The following is a 16,485-nucleotide window of genomic DNA, read 5'->3' on the forward strand; positions in this document are numbered from 1 at the left end:
AAATAAATAGTAATTTTGTGTTGTTGAATCATCAGAACATAAAATTATAGCAGTATGAAAACGCTAAAAGATCATGTGGTACTTTTTGATGCTGAATGCCCTATGTGCAGTGTATATACCAAAGCTTTTGTTAAAACAGGCATGCTGGCCGGCGATGGCCGGCAGGCTTATCAGCAGGTGTCCGAAAATAGCTGCCCGGTGTACGATCGCCAGCGCGCTGCTGATGAAATTGCCCTGGTCAACCTGAAAACCGGCGAAGTAACTTATGGCATCAAAAGCCTGTTTAAAATAATAGGCAATACATGGCCGGGATTCGCGCCTCTGTTCGCGTTTAAGCCGTTTGTTTGGTTGATGAGCAAGCTTTACGCTTTTATATCACACAACAGGCGGGTTATTATTCCGCCTTCTAAAGGGAGCGATAGCTTTGAGTATCAGCCCACATTTAAACTGCGTTACCGTATAGCCTACCTGCTGTTTACCTGGTTTATTGTTGGGTATACGCTTACCGCTTACGCGCATTTACTAAGCCCAACGGTGCCTCTGGGTAATGCTTACCGTGAGTATATGATATGTGGCGGACAGATCATTGTCCAGGGAACAGTGATGAGCTTTTGGGACCGCCGGCAAACCTGGACCTACCTGGGCAACATGATGACCATTTCTTTGGCAGGCAGTTTGCTGCTTTTAATTCCGATGGCAATAAACCATTGGTTTCAATTCGGGTCTGAAGTGTACGCCTTGTATTTTATGGGAGTGGCCGGATTAATGTTTCTGGAACACATCCGCAGAACTAAGCTATTGAACCTGGGCTGGACATTGACCATTACCTGGGTTGCATATCGTATTATTTTATTGGCACTGATCTTAAACCTGAACTAATGAAAACCTACAAAAAAATTGTACTCGCCGGTGGCAACGGTTACTTAGGTACCGTACTGGCGAATTATTATAAAGACAAGGCAAACGAAGTGATCATACTGGCCCGTAAACAGGCTAAAACTATTGATAATATCCGTACGGTAGTTTGGGACGGCAAGGCCGAGAACGGCTGGACGGTACAACTGGCCGGTGCCGATATGCTGATAAACCTTTGCGGTAAAAATGTAAATTGCCGCTATACCGAAAAAAACAAGTCTGAGATTATTACTTCCCGGGTTTTACCTACCGAGCTGCTGGGGCACGCTATACATAAAATGAGCAGCCCGCCAAAACTGTGGATCAATGTAACCTCTGCCACGATATACCGCCACGCGGAAGACCATCCGCAGGATGAGGAAACCGGCGAAATTGGTTATGGTTTTTCTATCGATGTATGTAAAATATGGGAGGAGGTTTTCCTGAAAAGCGAAACTCCGCATACCCGTAAGATAGCTTTACGCATGGGTATTGTATTGGGTCGTAGTGATAGCGTTTTTCCACGTTTGCTTAACCTGGTCAGGTTTGGTCTTGGGGGTAAACAAGGTACCGGTAAACAATACATCGCCTGGGTGCATGAACAGGATGTGGCCCGCAGCACCCAATGGCTGCTTGATCATCCCGAAATAGAAGGGGTGGTTAACTGTACCGCGCCCGATGCCATAAAAAATGCCGATATGATGCAAACCATACGTAAAAGCTATGGCATGCCATTTGGTCTGCCCGCACCGGAATGGCTGCTTGACATCGGGGCGGTAGTGATTGGTACCGAGCCCGAGCTGATATTAAAAAGCCGCTGGGTAAAACCCAAACGCCTGCTCGATTCCGGTTTTACCTTCCAATATGAAAAAGCGGAATACGCGGTGCACGATATTTTGAGTATTAAAGGGTGAGGTAGTTTTGTCATGCTGAACTTGTTTCAGCACCCCATACGCAGAGTAAATGTGCGTGTCCGCTGCCGCGGGCTTTCAGCCCGTGGCAACCATAGTCTCAGCTTTCAGCTGAACACTAAAGCTGAAAGCTTTAACCATGCCACCCACGAGATACGCTCTGCGCTAATCTCGCGGTAGCGGAAATGAAGAGAGGCAAGTCATGCTGAACTTGTTTCAGCATCCCACGTGCAGAGTGATATGCATGCTCATTACCTGGCTTGTGGGATCCCGAAATAAATTCGGGATGACGGGCAGGGTTGCCTTTTAATCTTTCTTTTCCCCTGCTTTTTTCTTCACCTCCTTGGTCATTTTCAAGGTCAGGAAAAGCAGCAAGCCCGCGGCCACCACAATAGCAATCCATATAAACACCGTATAATCACGATCGGCTTTTGCAGGTTGCTTGGTTTGATAAGCAACGTTTTGATTAACCACTTCATGACTTATCTGTGGGGTATTACCCTGGATACTGTCTGTAAAAAATTTAAGGTCATATTCTGGTGCCTGTACCGATTGATCTCCAGCCAACAAACGGTAGGTTTGTTTACCATCCAGGTAACTGATTAGTGACTCGGCCGATTGGAAAGCGTCTATGCCGGTAATGGTTAAAGGTAAATTATCGCCATTGCTTATTTGCACTATCAGCTGATTGGTTTTAGCTGCTATCAGCAGATCGGTAGCTTTGGTGGAGTTTAATTCCTCCTCTCCAAGTAGTTGTTTATCATGCCCGTTAACCTGGTAAACCGATACGTCGCGCTTAAAATATTTCGGCGCGGTGATATTTAAATGCAGTTTATTGACCTGGTAATTGTCCTGAAGCTTGATAGTAATGAACGTGGTTTTGTTGCTGTCGATTCGGGTTAATTGAACGGGTGAAACAGGAACGTAGCTAAAAGTAGCCGCGTATTCTGTATACACACCCGCCTGCAAAAACTTGATGGGTGTTTTATTTTTATCATTCACCAGCAATTTCAGGTACCGGTAATTGCTTGCCGGGAACGAGAGCGACTGCATGTAAGTGCCCTCGCTATTCACCACGGCTTCCTGTAACGGGATATCTTCCTGAATGGCGAACCATTGTTTCAGATCGTCGCTGCCCACTAAATTCACCTTGCGTTGTACGGCCGTGTTTTGCAGCCTTATCCACAGTCGATCGAGCGCCAGGCCTGTTTTATTTTCTACAATAAAAGTGGTGCCGGTATCGGTACTCAGTTTTGCGTCAACCTGGTTAAAAACCACAAAGCTTTTCTGATCCTTCTGTGGTAGACTCCCGGCCTGGATGTAGGGTATAAAATTGCCTTTAGCATCAACTATCCTGATGTCGGAAAGATCAGCTTTGGCTTTGGCTACAAAAGCAGGCTGCAAGCTGATGCGGTAAAAGCCGGTACTATCTACCTTGGGCAGGGTAGCCTGGTATTTAAAATTTTGTTGTGCCGATGCCGACAGCATCAGTCCGCAACAGAGTGCCGTGAGGGTTAATATTTTATTCATCCTTAGGTTTGGCTTCATCATCAACAATAATTTTTTTAACCTTTTGATACATGAACGATATCACCAGCAGTATGATACCCAGGCAAAAGAACGCGGCTATTTTACCCGCCACCGGTATGTTATTGATATCGAACAAGAATAATTTAAGCAGTGTTAACGAAAATAGGCTTAATGATACTATCCGCATTACCCGTAACTTATGGCGCATCCCCAGCCACATCAGGGCAAAGGATAGCAAGCCCCATAAAATAGGCAGCCCGGTTTTAATATAAACCGTTTCAATACGATTGATGGAATGACTATTGCCATAAAATAACAAATTGCTCAGCAGGCTTATCTCTAAACTTAAAAATAATACCACCGCCGCGCTAATGAGCCAGGTGAACATCACCTTCATCCCAGAATCCAGGTTTTTCTGGCTCAAACGAATAATGCGGTAAAATAATAATCCAACAAAAATGGCCGCTATCCAATGCGCGGTAAAATGACCGGCCGGTATTTTTTGCTGCTCCAGCATCAAGCGTTGCAGAGCGAAAAACTGCGGGGTAAGCGCCAGGTAAACCGTAACGCATACCATGAGTATGGCCAGCCTTATTTTTTCATTAAAATTGAGTGCTTTTACTTTTAACGATACCAGGTAATACGTATATACAAACACGGGCGTGTACAACATCATGTATAATATATTAAGCGGGGTATTGGGGAAATGATTTACAAACTGATGGTTAACCTCAAATAATCCGCTTAAAAACAAAAGCGCCAAAGCCGTTATACTGAAAACATGCCGGTCAACAGCTATGCCTTTTACCGTGGTCGGTTCTTCTTTGCCTGCCAATATTGATAACAGGTAAGAGCTGATGGCCGCAACCAGTGTAGTGATAAAACCCTTATTGGCAATAACGGTGAGACTTAAGTTATTGTCTACGTATATCTGGTACCAATCCATCAAAAGGCTCAGCAGCATGGCTACCCAAAGCAGTAAAGAGGTAAGTTTCATTAACTGGATAGACGAGCGCTGGTACAACCAGTATAATAATACGGTTTCAGATGCCCAGAAAATAGTAATGCTATGGCCATGCAGTTGTATAGGCGCCGCCAGCGAAATAAAGGTAAGCGTGATGCCAATGAGCAAGTACAAAATGTTAGTATCTACCTTACGGTTACGGAATAACAGGTAGGATAATACCAGGTTAACCACGCCCAGGCTTATACAAAACAAGCCTCGGAACTGCTCTTCTTTCATCACCGTAAGCAGGTATAAGCCGGCCGCGAAATAAAGCGCGGTATTGCTGAGCAGGATGGTAAAATCAGAGGCGATGAATTTTTTATTTTCCTTAACGTTATGCGCCACATTGATGATAAAGTACAGCACATAAAAGATACTGGCATAAATAAAGCCGATATGATAGCTTGGGGCAGTAAGCGTATACAGCACGGATGCAAAAACAATCACCGTAAACACAAAGCTGATGATGTTGAGCACCCGCCAGGCTTTAAAGTAGGAGATGATAAGCAAGCCGGTATTCAATATCAACAGATATATAAATAAGGCATCGTAATTAGCGTGCCCGGTACTTACCATAAACGGACTGGCAAAGCCGCCTACCAGGGCTATCACGGCCAGTTCCTGCTTATCATACAGTAACGAAAGCAGTACCGCGAAAATGGTGATCACTATTAAAATAATGAACGCTACGGTTTGGCTAAATAAATTGAACTGGTGAAATGCCAATGTTATGGTAAAATAAAACACGGCTAAACCGCCACCAACCAATACCGAGCTGAATGCTTTATAACTATTACGCAGGCGATGGGCAATACCAATTAAAATGGCTCCGCATGCTACACCGATGCCCACACGACCGATCGGGCCTACCCAATCATTATCAATGGCATATTTTACAAAAAAGCCGATGGCTAAAACCAGTATGGCAATACCAATTTTGTTGATCAGGTTTTCGCCAATGAATTTTTCCAGATCTGGGTGGCTTTCAAAGAAGGATGGTTTCGGTTCTTTAGGTTTTGGCGGAGCAAACTCTCCCGTTTTAACAGGTCGGTGGATGGCCGATAGACTGTCTGATATCACCTCGGGCTGCCGCTCAATATGATCGGGTTTAATAAATGTTGGCTGTGACTCAGGAGGTACAACCGGTTCTGGCCGGGATATATTAACCGGTTCATCGGGCGTAACAACCGGCGGTGTTTCACTGATGACGGGTTTGGGTTCTTCGGTCTTTTTAGCCGGTTCTTCAAATGGTTTATAAAGTTTAAGTGCTTCTGTTAACCGTTTTAATTCAGCTAATTTATTGTCAATATCGCTCAACTTACGGTTAGTATCCGTTTTGTTGCCAACTATTAAAAAAATAATCAGAAGCAGTATACATATAGTTAAAATGTCCATGGGCATAGGTTTGGCAAAAGTTAAAGATAGATGATTTATGCAAGGCAAACACATAAAAATTTATTTAGCATCAGCTTGGAGACGATCCTCATTCCAAGCCATCAATATTTATGACGGTAGACTGCCTTTTTATTGACAGCAGTAATTATTAAATTTAGAGGCTATGAAAAACGTATTTATATTGCTCTTTTTACTGCCATTTACCGCACTGGCTCAGCAAAACTATTCAACCTCCATTGATAATTTTATGCAGGCTCAGGTTGCAGTAAATAACTTCAACGGGAATGTGCTGGTGGCAAAGGCCGGAAAAGTAATTTACCAGAAGGCGTTTGGTTACCGCAATTACGATACAAAACAGCTGCTTGATACCAATTCTGTGTTTGAATTGGCCTCTGTTTCTAAACAATTTACGGCTATGGGAATCCTGATGCTGTTAGAGAAAGGGAAACTTTCATTAACTGACTCCCTGCGAAAGTTTTTCCCTCAGCTTCCATACAAAGGTGTAACCATACAAAACCTGCTCACACATACATCGGGTTTGCCCGATTATATGACCGCGATGGAAAATAAGTGGGATCATAAAAAGATCGCGTTTAATGATGATATGATCAATTTTCTGGCTTCAGAAAAAGTTCCGGCGAATTTTGCTCCCGGCAAAAAGTTTGAGTATTCCAATACCGGCTATGCTATCCTGGCCAGCATTATTGAAAAAGTATCGGGCTTAACTTATCGGTACTTTATGTATAAAAATATTTTTGTGCCCTTGCGGATGGATCACTCGCAGGTTTATAATACCAGGCGCTCAACAAAAGATACCATTGCCAATTATGCGTATGGATTTGTTTTTGCAGACAGTCTGAAAAAATATGTACTTCCCGACAGCTTAACAAAGGACGACGTAGTTTTTTACCTGGATGGGATAGAAGGTGACGGTACTATCAATTCAACAACCGGCGATCTGTTAAAGTGGGATCAGGCATTAAAAAATCACAGCTTATTGGGCCTGGCTACCCAAAACGAAATGCTTTCAACGCAATCATTGATGGATACTGTAACTAAAAAATACTATGGTTATGGTGTAAGTATCGGTGCAGATCAGTTTGGGGTTGTTATCAGTCATAGCGGTGGATGGCCGGGTTACCATACTATTTTAACGCGTTATCCGGTAAAAGATGTCACCATCATCATTTTATCAAATAACGAATCGGATGTTTCCAGTATAGCCTATGGTATTACCGGGATCTTATTTGACATGAAGGTAGCCTTACCTTATGTTCATAAAGAAATAGCTGTCGATGCTACTATATTAAACAGGTATTTGGGTAGTTATTCACGTAAGCTCCAGACTTTAACCCTTAGTTTCGATATCATCAAAAAAGATGGGAAACTATATCGCCATCAGAATGGGATAGCCGATGTGGAACTCAAACCCGAATCTAACACCCGGTTCTTTTACGCCGATGGTACAGACAGGCAGATAGAATTTGAAACCGATAAAACCGGTAAAGTTACCGGAGGCTGGTTCATCAATACAGGGGTCCGGTCTGAACTGCATAAGGCAAAAAAATAACGCAGGCAGACTGATATGGCATTTGCGTTTGCAGATGAGGTATATGCTAAATCAATTAACTACTTTAGCTATAATTATATGCCAACGGCCTAACCCCTGCTGTTAATTGCCATAAGTAAAACGTGATGATGAAAATATTTTTTAAGCACTTCCTGTTGCTCTGTTGCTTATTGATCACCGCTACAGCCTGGTCGCAAACCATTTCTCCATCGCTGTTGCGCGGTCATTGGAAAGCCGTGTGGATCACCGCGCCCGATGAGCCGGCAAAGGATTACGGTGTTTATCATTTCCGGAAAAATATCAGTCTGAGTGCTAAACCCGCATCGTTTATGGTACATGTATCGGCCGATAACCGGTATAAGCTGTACGTGAACCAAACGCTGGTATCGCTAGGTCCGGCCCGTGGCGATACTTATTACTGGAATTACGAAACCATCGACCTGGCTCCATACCTCAAAGCAGGCAACAACAGCGTAGCCGCCCTGGTTTGGAACGAGGGCGATTACCGTCCCGAGGCGCAGATCTCTATCCGTACGGGCTTCATTATGCAGGGTAATACCACTGCTGAAGAAATAGTGAATACCGATAAAACCTGGAAATGCATCCGTGATAAAGCTTACCGGCCGCTTACCGGGATAGGTTATCATCCTTATTACGTTGCAGGGCCGGGCGAATTGGTAGATATGAGCGCCGCCATCAAAAACTGGAACGCTATTGATTTTGACGACAGCTCCTGGAAAAATGCCAGTAAAATCGACTTTGGTAACCCTAAAGGTACCGTGAATGCTTTTGGCTGGATGCTGGTACCCTCATCATTGCCGCAAATGGAATTGAAATATCAGCGTATACCCTCACTTCGTAAAGCAGAGGGTGTAAGTGTGCCCAAATCTTTTCCATCAGTAAAAACAACGTTAACCATACCGGCCAATACCACAGCTACTTTGCTGCTCGATCAAACTTACTTAACCAACGCTTTTGTAACACTTAATTTTAGCAAGGGGAAAAACGCGGCTATTAAATTAACCTATGCCGAATCGATGTTCAATAGCTTGAATCATGGTATAGTTAAAGGTAACCGAAACGATGTGGATGGTAAAATTTTTGCCGGTCGTAGGGATAGTATTACTGCCGATGGTTCGGCTGGTCAAACATTCACTACCCTGGCCTGGCGTACTTACCGCTACATTCAGTTACAGGTTAAAACCGGGGATGAGCCTTTGGTTATCGATGATATTTTCGGCACCTTCACCGGTTACCCATTCCAGCTCAATGCAAAGCTGGAAACAGGCAAGCCCGAAATGCAAAAAATACTGGACATTGGCTGGCGCACTGCCCGCCTTTGCGCCGGCGAAACTTATACCGACTGCCCCTACTACGAGCAGTTGCAATATGTAGGTGATACCCGCATCCAGGCCCTGGTATCCTATTATAATAGTGGCGACGACAGGCTGGCCCGCAACGCTATCAACCAGATGGATCAATCGCGTATTGCCGAAGGTTTAACGCTGAGCCGTCATCCATCCTTCTCACCACAGATCATCTCCACCTTTTCCTTATGGTACATCGGGATGCTGCATGATTACTGGATGTACCGGCCCGACAGCGCCTTTGTAAAAGATAAGATGGAAGGGGCAAGGGCTGTGCTGGCTTTCTTTGGTAAATACGAACAGGCCGATGGTTCGCTGAAAGATACACCCTATTGGACTTTTGTGGACTGGGTAAACGACAAAGGCTGGGATTTTGGCGAAGCCCCGCAAAGTAAAGATGGCCATTCGGCGGTGTTGGATCTGCAACTGATGTGGGCCTATAGCCAGGCTGCCGAAATGGAAGCAAAGATGGGTATGCCCGCTTTCGCCCAAATGTACAAGGCCAAAGCCGCACAGTTAAAAACTACTATTCAAAATAAATACTGGGATGCCGGCAGGCAGTTGTATGCCGATACGGAGGATAAGCAACTGTTTTCGCAGCACACCAATACCCTGGCGGTATTAACCGGTATGCTGGCCAGTGCTGATGCTACAGCAGTATGTAAAAAAATGCTTACCGATACTACCATCACCAAATGCACCATCTACTTTAAATATTACCTGCACCAGGCTTTAATAAAAGGGGGTTTTGGTGACGACTACCTGCAATGGCTGGATATATGGCGCAAGAACATCGATATGGGCCTGACCACCTGGGCCGAAATATCCGACCTGGAACATAACCGCTCCGACTGCCACGCCTGGGGCGCCAGTCCCAACATTGAGTTTTACCGGACGGTATTAGGGGTAGATAGCTACGCGCCGGGCTTTAACCAGGTTAAGATTGAGCCCCATTTAGGCGATTTAAAAAATGTAAGCGGCGAGATCCCGCACCCTAATGGGAAACTATCCGTAAAATATCAATTGGCGAAAAATAAATGGACGGTCTGGATCAACCTGCCGCCAAATACATCGGGTGTGTTGGTATGGAAAGGTAAAAGTTATTCTTTAAAAGCCGGGGAGAACAAACTGATTATTTAAATTGGAGCAGCGATGAACTAATAATAGTTTGTCATGCCGTGTTTAAAACCATAGAGCTTTGAAGGTGAAATGACGCATTCAATTATTTATAAAGAATATGTCATTGCGTAGCGTGGACAACCGACCGGAGAGAGCTCATTAATGCCGTAAAAAACAATTGACATCATTAATAATCTCCTCGCCTGCATATTGAAGGCGAGGAGATTGCTTCGTCGTTCCTCCTCGCAATGACATGAGGGAGACGCTGACGGTTGAAGCATCTATTGTGCGACATACATGTAGAAGAAGATCCGACACTCCGTTCAGGATGACAAATTGTGAGGGATTATTTAATATATTGATTTTCAGGCAGAGCTCCATCTTTAAAAGGTGATATTGGCATAATGTCTTCATGGTCAAATATTTGTAGATTTGATAAAGCCAATTAAACCCAAACCTATGAAAAAAATAATTATAGTAGGCCTGCTAAGCCTGATGGTGATCATGATGTATTCATTTAGCCGGGCCGAAAAGAAAAGCCCTGAAGGTATTTCAATCCCGGAAGGTTACCGGAACTGGACGCATGTGAAAACGGCAGTTAACAATCCTACTTTCGCGTCACATTCGGGTTTTCATCATATCTATGCCAATCCAAAAGCTCTGGAAGGTTATAAAACAGGCCAGTTTGCCGATGGCGCTATTATCGTGTTTGACGTATTGGAATCTCTCCCTCAAAAAAACGGGGATATTTACGAAGGCAAAAGAAAGCTGATAGATGTAATGGTTAAAAACAGCTCCCAGTTTAACGAAACAGGCGGCTGGGGATATGAGGAGTTTATTTACAGCGATAGTGTAACCACAAAAGCATTACACCCTACCAAAGAACAATGCTTTAACTGTCATAACACCCGGAAAGCAAATAGCTTCATTTTTAGTAATTACAGGAGTTAGCGGAACCTGACCCTTACGCTCGTTTGGCACTACAAAGCTTGTCATCCTGAACGGAATGAAGGATGACATTGGAGGAAGATTTTCCGCTACCGCAAGCGTTCCGCTTGTGGTCACCATGATTTGCAATAACCCAACTAATCAATTTACCACAAGCGGGACGCTTGCGGCAAATTGGATTAGAATTCATTTTGAACCTTCTTTTTCTCCTTCTGGTTCTTGGGGGCTGGAAGTAGTCTGAGATTTGTCAGATACTGTATCGTTGGCTTCCATATTAGGTTCCATTTTATTACCACTTTTACTCCAAAAGAATTCCAAATTATATTTGTCTGATAGGGTTAGGTGGTGGTCATACGCTTCTGTCTCTTCGGTGGCCATAATGTTTGATTTTAAGGGTTAATAAAAAATGCGTTGGCAATGCGATTAATAAATAATAATGTGTAACGTTTAGTTTATCAGGAAGTTAAATAATTTGCCACGGTTTTTAAATGTTTATTTTGTTCGATTGCTGTTCCGCTACCGCAAGCGTCCCACTTGTGATCGTCATGATTTGCCCGTATTAGCGCAAGTCTTGTGTGTGGACCCGCGGGGCGATGACTTGTGCTTATATGCCGGGCATTGAAGTCACAAGTCAGCCTTTGCCCACAAGGTCGCTGCACAAGACTTGCGCCAAAAAAGGATTTAAATAAAAACGCGTCATTGCGAGGCGCGAAGCAATCTCTATACTTTACAGAGCAACTAGTTAGGTAATGAACCTGCTTATGTAGAGATTATTAATATTGTGTTTGTTTTTTATCGATATTAATGAGCTCCCTCTGGTCGGTTGTCTTCGTGCCTCGCAATGACGCGTGAAAAAGAGCGCAAGTAGATATAAGCCAAGCGAATTTTGGTAATTACGCTGCTGTTGACCGCAGAATTGTGACGTCGCCATTATTTTCCTAATTAGCGTACTTATTTATATTTGAGGATGGAATTAAGTCAAACTAAACCACAGATCAAGAAATCAATTCTTGTATATCTCTTACTCACTTTAGTATTCAGCGCTATTGTTTGGGTATTGACCCTACACCAGGGTACAGGCCGGATCGGCGGGCGTATATATGGATACGGTATTATGTGGTGCCCTGCCCTGGCAACTTACCTAACGTGTAAAATACTCAAACTCGACTTTACACGCCTGGCCTGGCAATGGGGAAAACCGAAATATCAGGTTTGGGCTTATTTTGTACCGCTGATATACGCGGCGATCAGCTATGGCATTATCTGGATGATGGGATGGGGCGGATTTTATAATAAACAGTTCATCAAAGAAGCCGCACAGTCCCTGGGATGGAGTAATCTTCCCGATAGTGTTTTTATTCCCTTGTTTTTCCTGGTAAATGGCGTCCTGGGCTTTTTCGCGAGTATGTCTACGGCATTGGGCGAAGAGATAGGATGGCGGGGATTCCTGGTGCCCCAACTCAGTAAAATTAGCGGCTTCACTGCTACCTCTTTGATAACCGGGATTATCTGGGCTGTATGGCATTTTCCTTTAATCATATGGGGAAGCTATAACGGTGGCACGCCCTTCTGGTACAGCTTAACCTGCTTTACGGTAGCTATAGTAAGTATGAGTTTCATTTGCACCTGGTTCAGACTAAAATCAGGTAGCTTGTGGACCGGCGTTATGCTGCATGCCAGTCATAACCTTTTTGTTCAAACTTTTTTTACACCAATGACAGTTGCTAACGCACAAACCAAGTATTTTGCTGACGAATTTGGGGCGGTTATAGCTCTTGTATCTGTTTGCTTCGCGATTTACTTTTGGACAAGGCGAAAAGAATTAAGTGTAGCGAGATAAGGAAAGCAATAAAGAAAAGCCACTCCCTTGCGCTCGTTTGCAACGAGTGCTTAACATGGGTTTGCATTTAAAACGCTATGGCGATGCAATAAGCACTCGTTGCAAACGAGCGCAAGCAGATCAAGATACTCCGTAGGAGTAAAAGCTTTGTAGAAAATAAACAATAAACATTTAGCATGCCGTAGGTATGCAACCCGAGTACAGTACCTACGGCACTTACCCTGGAACGGCTATTTTCTACAAAGCATTAACCCCGATGGGGTTGCAAGGGGGCACAAGTAGAAGCGGAGCGTTATCAATAGTTAATTTCTGGGGGTGTTAATCCATTTTTCCCAAAATGCACTTTGCTCTATTATAAGTCCAACCCTCTCAGCAGGAGCAGGATCAAATATTTCTACCAATTGTTCAATTGCAGCCTTTTTACCAAGTACAAGCGAATATGCTTTTAGCCCTGAACTCATGTCCCGAGCCATTCTGGAAGGGTGAACATTCGTCACCGAACCCTGACATAATATAAAAAGTTGTTTCTCTTCAAGAAGTTGCCTCAATTTAAAAAGGGAATCAAGAAAATCATACCCCTCTATGTTAATTAAATTAATCTCTTTTGAAGAAAGATCAAGCGTTGCAACATTGCCATTCAGCCTGCCTTGTAAATGCGCTTCGAAAAATAAATTTACCTTGTCGGATATCGTAACTTGTCTGTCAAATTCCATTATTTGTAATTAGGATTATAAATATATTAATCATGGATGTGAATACTATAATTTATTATCAATGCTGGCCAAAAACAACTTCCCTGTTTAAAAGTTTATAAAAAGTGTAATAAAAACAATCAATTCTAACGGGAATAACATTTAATGGCGTTTTTGCCATTATTGAGTAAAATACTTTTGATTTCGGTTTGAAAAGAAAAAAGCTGCGCTAACTTTACCTTCGTGCTGCTTGTTGCTTATTGTATTAGTTACACTAATTTAATTGAATAATTAACAGTCAGATATTATTAAAAATGTGATATTTACGTGCGGGATTTTTTTAGCGGTTTAATCAGCCCCGGGCCGCACCTAAATACAGTTAAATCTATACGAATGAAGAACACGCCAACCAAGGTAAAAGTCCTCTCCATCGATATCGGTGGGTCACATATCAAAGCCACCATCCTGAATGAAAAGGGCGAGCTAAAAATGGATTATGATAAAATTGTAACGCCAGCGCCCGCCAGTCCCGAAAATTTAATAAAAGCCATCAAAACCCTGGTGAAGGATTTTCCGGCTTATGACTATATATCGGTAGGTTTTCCGGGATATGTAAAAAATGGCGTCATCAAAACGGCACCCAATCTGGGCACCAAATTATGGACCGGTTTTGACCTGAGCAAAAAGCTAAGCGAGGCTTTAGGTAAGCCAGCCAAGGTAGTAAACGACGCGGATATGCAGGGCCTGGGCGTAGTTGATGGCAAAGGCCTGGAAATGGTTATAACCCTGGGTACCGGTTTTGGTACTGCTTTGCTGATGGACGGCCATTTATTGCCCCACCTGGAATTGTCGCAATTGCCTGTTAAAACCGATAGGAATTATGATGAATACATCGGCGAGAAAGCGCTGGAAAAACATGGCAAGGAAAGATGGAACAAGCGGATGGAGAAAGTTTTTGAAATTTTAAAAACTGTATTCAATTACGATACTTTATATATTGGCGGCGGCAACTCAGATAAGCTTACTTTTAAGCTGGATAAAAATATGAGGATAGTAACCAATGCCGACGGTATAAAAGGCGGCTCAAGACTATGGCTGTCTGACGCGGAGAGCAGGATCACAAAAGCAACACCAACTAAATAAAATCATACAACACCGAATTAACAATGGAAAATTCTAAGGACATTGAAAAATTGGCGATAGATACCGTAAGGGTATTATCGGCCGATGCAGTACAAAAAGCAAACTCTGGTCACCCGGGAACCGCGATGGCTCTTGCACCTATGGGGCACGTTTTATGGTCGAAGTTTTTAAACTACAACCCTAAAAATCCTGATTGGGCAAACCGCGACAGGTTTATCCTTTCGGCAGGGCACGCCTGTATATTACAGTACAACTTTTTGTATTTAACCGGATATGATTTGAGTTTAGATGATATCAAGCAATTCCGCCAGCTCAACAGCAAAACCGCCGGTCACCCGGAATATGGTTTGGCTCCGGGTGTGGATGTTACTACTGGCCCGCTGGGACAAGGTTTTGCCAATGGTGTAGGTTTTGCCATAGCGCAAAAACATTTGGCAGCCCGTTATAATAAACCAGGTTTCGACCTTTTTAACTATAATATTTACGCGATCACCAGCGATGGCGACATGATGGAAGGTGTAACATCAGAAGCAGCATCACTGGCAGGCCATTTACAACTGGGTAACTTGATTTACCTGTATGATGATAACCACATCTCTATTGAAGGCAGCACCGACATTGCCTTTAACGAGGATGTAAGTGCCCGTTTCCGTGCATACGGCTGGCAGGTGCAGGAAGTATCAGACGTAAATGATACCCACGCTTTAGAGCTGGCTCTGATCAACGCTAAATCAGAAACACAAAAACCATCATTGATCCGTGTTCGTTCACTGATCGCTTATGGTAGCCCAAATAAATCAGGTACCGCAGGTTCACACGGTTCGCCGCTGGGTGCCGATGAAATTAAGCTGGTGAAACAGTTCTTCGGTTTCGATCCTGAAAAATCATTCAACGTACCAGACGAGGTAATCAAATACTACCACGAAAAAGGTGCTAAAGGCGAAGGCAAAGAAGAAAAATGGAACAAGCTATTTGCCGACTATAAAGCCAAATATCCAGAATTAGCTGCCGAGTACGAAGCCGCGTTTAAAGGCGAACTACCTGCAGGCTGGAAAGATAAGTTGCCGGTATTTAAAGGCTCAGATCCTAAAATGGCAACCCGCCAGGCATCTGGTAAAGTATTGAACGCCATCGCCCCGAGCCTGCCTAACCTGATCGGTGGTGCGGCTGACTTAGCTCCATCAACAGAAACCAACCTGAAAGAGTATACTTCATTCACTTCTGAAGACAGGCATGGCCGCAACTTCCACTTTGGTATTCGTGAGCATGCCATGGGGTCGGCGTTAAATGGTATGTCGTTAACCAAAGGTTTGCTGCCGTTTGGCGCTACCTTCCTGCAATTTTCTGATTATATGCGTCCGCCGATCCGTTTGGCGGCTATTATGAAGATCAGCCCGATATTTGTTTACACCCATGATAGTATCGGTTTAGGCGAGGATGGTACAACCCACCAGCCTGTTGAGCACTTAGCAACATTGCGTGTAATTCCTAACGTAACGGTTATCCGCCCGGCTGATGCTAACGAGTCTGCTCATGCATGGCGCGTAGCTATCGAGAAAAAAGGTGGCCCAACTGTATTGATATTCACCCGTCAGGCATTGCCTATCCTTGATCAGGATAAATATGGTAAAGCCAGCGATCTGGAAAAAGGTGCTTACATCGTATCAGAAGGTAGCAAAGGTCCGGATCTGATCCTGATAGCTACCGGTTCTGAAGTATCCCTGATCATGCAGGCACAAGAAAAACTGGAAGCAGAAGGTATCTCGACCCGTGTGGTAAGTTTCCCATCATGGGAACTGTTCGAGAAACAGGATGCCGCTTATAAAGAAAAAATATTACCAAAAGCAAGCCGCAAACGTTTGGCTGTAGAAATGGCATCCCCAATGGGCTGGCATAAATACACTACCGACGAAGGTGATATGCTGGGCATGACCACCTTTGGCGAGTCGGCCCCGGCAGAAGACCTGTACAAACACTTTGGTTTTACAGTTGAAAACGTAGTTAAAAAAGCAAAAGCGCTTTTATAAGAGAGGCAAGAAATAAGAATCAAGAGATAAGATATTTAGCTTC

General features: G+C 43.7%; 12 protein-coding genes. 8 read left to right on the top strand and 4 right to left on the bottom strand.

The window, feature by feature from the left end:
• Nucleotides 1-54 precede the first annotated feature (54 nt).
• Nucleotides 55-879 carry a thiol-disulfide oxidoreductase DCC family protein gene (locus tag BLR84_RS16230; RefSeq protein WP_090470176.1) on the top strand — a complete coding sequence of 275 codons (825 nt, stop codon included), beginning with the start codon at nt 55-57 and terminating at the stop codon, nt 877-879.
• Nucleotides 879-1,808 (top strand): TIGR01777 family oxidoreductase, encoded by a 930-nt coding sequence (locus tag BLR84_RS16235; protein ID WP_090470179.1) that lies wholly within the window; start codon nt 879-881, stop codon nt 1,806-1,808. Before BLR84_RS16230 ends, BLR84_RS16235 begins: the two co-directional genes overlap by 1 nt.
• A 303-nt stretch (nt 1,809-2,111) precedes the next feature.
• On the opposite strand, the gene BLR84_RS16240 is transcribed toward BLR84_RS16235, so the two are convergent.
• Together BLR84_RS16240 and BLR84_RS16245 are read right to left on the bottom strand one after the other, a co-directional pair.
• On the bottom strand, nt 2,112-3,356 hold the full coding sequence (locus tag BLR84_RS16240; RefSeq protein ID WP_090470181.1) for a DUF3999 family protein: 1,245 nt from the start codon (nt 3,354-3,356) through the stop codon (nt 2,112-2,114).
• Nucleotides 3,328-5,736: a DUF2339 domain-containing protein gene (locus tag BLR84_RS16245; RefSeq protein WP_090470183.1), complete on the bottom strand. Its 2,409-nt coding sequence runs from the start codon at nt 5,734-5,736 to the stop codon at nt 3,328-3,330. The genes BLR84_RS16240 and BLR84_RS16245 overlap by 29 nt, the downstream gene beginning before the upstream one ends.
• A 163-nt stretch (nt 5,737-5,899) precedes the next feature.
• Between BLR84_RS16245 and BLR84_RS16250 the strand changes: the two genes are divergently transcribed.
• From BLR84_RS16250 to BLR84_RS16260, 3 genes are all read left to right on the top strand, one after another.
• Nucleotides 5,900-7,306, top strand: a complete 1,407-nt coding sequence (locus tag BLR84_RS16250; protein WP_090470186.1) for a serine hydrolase — start codon at nt 5,900-5,902, stop codon at nt 7,304-7,306.
• Nucleotides 7,307-7,431: 125 nt separating this feature from the next.
• On the top strand, nt 7,432-9,813 hold the full coding sequence (locus BLR84_RS16255) for an alpha-L-rhamnosidase-related protein (RefSeq protein WP_090470188.1): 2,382 nt from the start codon (nt 7,432-7,434) through the stop codon (nt 9,811-9,813).
• Between the two features lie 438 nt (nt 9,814-10,251).
• The gene (locus tag BLR84_RS16260; protein WP_090470190.1) at nt 10,252-10,743 is read left to right on the top strand and encodes a cytochrome P460 family protein; all 492 of its coding nucleotides are present in this window, start codon (nt 10,252-10,254) and stop codon (nt 10,741-10,743) included.
• Between the two features lie 183 nt (nt 10,744-10,926).
• On the opposite strand, the gene BLR84_RS16265 is transcribed toward BLR84_RS16260, so the two are convergent.
• Nucleotides 10,927-11,118, bottom strand: coding sequence for a hypothetical protein (locus BLR84_RS16265; protein WP_090470193.1), 192 nt, complete (start codon nt 11,116-11,118; stop codon nt 10,927-10,929).
• A 589-nt stretch (nt 11,119-11,707) separates the two neighbouring features.
• Here BLR84_RS16265 and BLR84_RS16270 point away from each other — a divergent pair.
• Nucleotides 11,708-12,580: a CPBP family intramembrane glutamic endopeptidase gene (locus tag BLR84_RS16270; protein ID WP_090470196.1), complete on the top strand. Its 873-nt coding sequence runs from the start codon at nt 11,708-11,710 to the stop codon at nt 12,578-12,580.
• A 302-nt stretch (nt 12,581-12,882) separates the two neighbouring features.
• On the opposite strand, the gene BLR84_RS16275 is transcribed toward BLR84_RS16270, so the two are convergent.
• Nucleotides 12,883-13,293: a hypothetical protein gene (locus BLR84_RS16275; RefSeq protein ID WP_090470199.1), complete on the bottom strand. Its 411-nt coding sequence runs from the start codon at nt 13,291-13,293 to the stop codon at nt 12,883-12,885.
• 372 nt (nt 13,294-13,665) lie between these two features.
• On the opposite strand from BLR84_RS16275, the gene BLR84_RS16280 reads away from it, so the two are divergent.
• Both BLR84_RS16280 and tkt read left to right on the top strand, forming a co-directional pair.
• The gene (locus BLR84_RS16280) at nt 13,666-14,415 is read left to right on the top strand and encodes an ROK family protein (RefSeq protein ID WP_090470384.1); all 750 of its coding nucleotides are present in this window, start codon (nt 13,666-13,668) and stop codon (nt 14,413-14,415) included.
• 23 nt (nt 14,416-14,438) lie between these two features.
• A complete protein-coding gene (gene tkt / locus BLR84_RS16285) occupies nt 14,439-16,442 on the top strand; it encodes a transketolase (protein ID WP_090470202.1) in 2,004 nt (667 codons plus the stop codon).
• Nucleotides 16,443-16,485 lie beyond the last annotated feature (43 nt).

Source organism: Mucilaginibacter sp. OK268 (genome assembly GCF_900103125.1).
GTDB lineage: Bacteria > Bacteroidota > Bacteroidia > Sphingobacteriales > Sphingobacteriaceae > Mucilaginibacter.

What these genes read in the sequence shown, in the direction of transcription:
- BLR84_RS16250 (WP_090470186.1), top strand. Translation starts at nt 5,900, where the DNA reads ATGAAAAACGTATTTATATTGCTCTTTTTACTGCCATTTACCGCACTG.
- BLR84_RS16245 (WP_090470183.1), bottom strand. Translation starts at nt 5,736, where the DNA reads ATGGACATTTTAACTATATGTATACTGCTTCTGATTATTTTTTTAATA.
- BLR84_RS16230 (WP_090470176.1), top strand. Translation starts at nt 55, where the DNA reads ATGAAAACGCTAAAAGATCATGTGGTACTTTTTGATGCTGAATGCCCT.
- BLR84_RS16260 (WP_090470190.1), top strand. Translation starts at nt 10,252, where the DNA reads ATGAAAAAAATAATTATAGTAGGCCTGCTAAGCCTGATGGTGATCATG.
- BLR84_RS16280 (WP_090470384.1), top strand. Translation starts at nt 13,666, where the DNA reads ATGAAGAACACGCCAACCAAGGTAAAAGTCCTCTCCATCGATATCGGT.
- BLR84_RS16235 (WP_090470179.1), top strand. Translation starts at nt 879, where the DNA reads ATGAAAACCTACAAAAAAATTGTACTCGCCGGTGGCAACGGTTACTTA.
- BLR84_RS16265 (WP_090470193.1), bottom strand. Translation starts at nt 11,118, where the DNA reads ATGGCCACCGAAGAGACAGAAGCGTATGACCACCACCTAACCCTATCA.
- tkt (WP_090470202.1), top strand. Translation starts at nt 14,439, where the DNA reads ATGGAAAATTCTAAGGACATTGAAAAATTGGCGATAGATACCGTAAGG.
- BLR84_RS16275 (WP_090470199.1), bottom strand. Translation starts at nt 13,293, where the DNA reads ATGGAATTTGACAGACAAGTTACGATATCCGACAAGGTAAATTTATTT.
- BLR84_RS16255 (WP_090470188.1), top strand. Translation starts at nt 7,432, where the DNA reads ATGATGAAAATATTTTTTAAGCACTTCCTGTTGCTCTGTTGCTTATTG.
- BLR84_RS16240 (WP_090470181.1), bottom strand. Translation starts at nt 3,356, where the DNA reads ATGATGAAGCCAAACCTAAGGATGAATAAAATATTAACCCTCACGGCA.
- BLR84_RS16270 (WP_090470196.1), top strand. Translation starts at nt 11,708, where the DNA reads ATGGAATTAAGTCAAACTAAACCACAGATCAAGAAATCAATTCTTGTA.